A 2,003-nucleotide genomic window follows, 5' to 3' on the forward strand; every position below is an offset into this window, starting at 1 on the left:
ATGAGGCGACCGCTCTCTGCGCGTGCGTAGTTTCTAAAAAATCTTTTACATATACAAGTCTTGGTGCTTTTTCTTTTAGAGAGAAAGTAATAGATTCTTGTAATAATTTTAGCTTTAAAAATCATAAAAACCTCTCTCGAAATGTTTCGGGAGGGAGGCTTTTTTTGTGTCTAAATATCAATTAAAACAATAATAATTTTTTTAAAAACTAACATTTATGAAGAAAAGTATTTTACTTTTATCAGTCTTAGCGATGGGCGCTAGTCTTTATGCCCAAGAAGAAGGTCGTGTAGGGATTAATACCGACTCTCCCAAAGCCACTTTGGATATATCTAGAAAAGAGGGATTGCCTGCTTCGCAAGTGCAAGGAGCGATTTTGCCACACATTAGTATGGACGAGCGAAACCAGTTTAAAAATGTGACAGAAGGAACCATGATTTATAATACAACAAAACATTGTATTGATTGGTTTGATGGAACCAACTGGCAATGTATGGCAAGTGAACCAAAAATGCCTTCCCAAACATGTGAGAAATTAGTTAAAGACCGCTGTTATGGCAAAACGACCAAAGAGTGTGTGGGGTATGGAGCAGAAGAGAGGGAGCATGATTTTATTTACTGCGAAATCACAGGACCAGATGGTAGAAAATGGCTCAACTTTAATCTTGGTGCAGAGTATGCGCGTGAGGGATCTCCAGATTTTAACCCAACTAAACCTTTAACTGAAATTTGGAAAGATGATTACAAAGCATATGGGTCTCTATTTCAGTGGCAAAGAAATCCTGACGGGCATGAACTTATTAATTGGACTTCTTCCACTTTGAAAGGAGAAGAAATACCGCCTTTTAAATATACTCCTAATCTTGACATGATAGATTACCCTAAATCTTGGACTAATGCAGGAACAAATAAGTTTATAAGGGTAGATGAACAACAGCTCTCTTGGCTGGATAATAAGGCGTTTGAACAAAGTTCTGAATTTAATTTGTGGCAATCTGGAGGTGCTACTAACCCTTGCCCAGAAGGCTATCATGTACCCACTAAAGAGGAGCTGATGAAGCTGCGTAATGCTATTGAGAAAAGTAATTTAGACGAAAAGCAGATTGTTTCTTTCAAGATGTTTGAGGAGCGTTCATTGGCTCTGCCATTTAGTGGATTTATGTTTACTCCCACATGGGGCTCAGCAGGAGAGGAAGGACACTTGTGGAGTAGCGAAATTAAGCTTGAGAAATACTCAAATTCCCCATGGAATCTTGATTATAACCGATATACTTCTGAGATTCTTGCTTCTTCTGGAGATTACTATGGCTTCGGCGTTAGATGTATTAAAGACTTATAAAAGTTTAATTGGAAATAATACTTTCAACAAGCAAAGCAGAGGCATCAAAAGCCTCTGTTTTTTTTTGTTTTTTAGCCTAAAAAAATACTTTTTATAATTTATTGAAAATAAGCCTGCTGTAAGGGTGTAAATTTCCGTACGCCTCCGGCAAAATTTCTTGACGTTTCGCGATAAATTTCTAGGCGTCAAGAATTTTATTTTCTGACGTCAGGAATTTTTTACTGAGTATTTGACGGTTTAGCTCATTTTTAGATTTATTTCTCATAAGTTGGGGAATTAGTAGGTTGGATAAATCGGCGGACAGCCTTTCGGTGTAAAAGGACACCCAATAAACCACCTGCGAAAATAAACAGATATTGAGCTTTGAGTCCTTTGAACTCTACCGTTCTGCCGATGCCTTTATTGATGGCAAAACTCTTTTTCTTTCTTTCCATAGGACTATCGTTTATAAAAAGAAAGACCTTAGAATGGTAGCCGCTACAATCAAGAAGATACAAGCTCCAAACCACGAAGCGGCGGTTTTACTTGTATCAGGATCTCCATTGGAAAATTTGTTGTATACTTTAACCCCTCCTATCAATCCTACGACTGCACCAATGGCATAGATTAACTTGGTAGCAGGGTCGAAATAAGAGGTTACCATTTGTGTGGCTTCGTTAATTCC

At 37.8% G+C, this 2,003-nt stretch carries 1 protein-coding gene and 2 pseudogenes; 1 reads left to right on the forward strand and 2 read right to left on the reverse strand.

Features of this window, described 5'->3' with window-relative positions; genetic code table 11:
* Nucleotides 1-601: 601 nt before the first annotated feature.
* Nucleotides 602-817, forward strand: a pseudogene (locus C237_RS15270) (hypothetical protein); the annotation flags it as partial.
* 836 nt (nt 818-1,653) lie between these two features.
* Here C237_RS15270 and C237_RS0111000 read toward each other — a convergent pair.
* A pseudogene (locus C237_RS0111000) lies at nt 1,654-1,773 on the reverse strand (DUF4133 domain-containing protein); the annotation flags it as partial.
* An 11-nt stretch (nt 1,774-1,784) separates the two neighbouring features.
* Nucleotides 1,785-2,003 (reverse strand): DUF4134 domain-containing protein (locus C237_RS0111005; RefSeq protein WP_018676520.1); only part of this gene is annotated, 219 nt, incomplete at its 5' end.

This window comes from Riemerella columbina DSM 16469 (assembly GCF_000374405.1).
In the GTDB taxonomy this organism is placed as follows: domain Bacteria; phylum Bacteroidota; class Bacteroidia; order Flavobacteriales; family Weeksellaceae; genus Riemerella; species Riemerella columbina.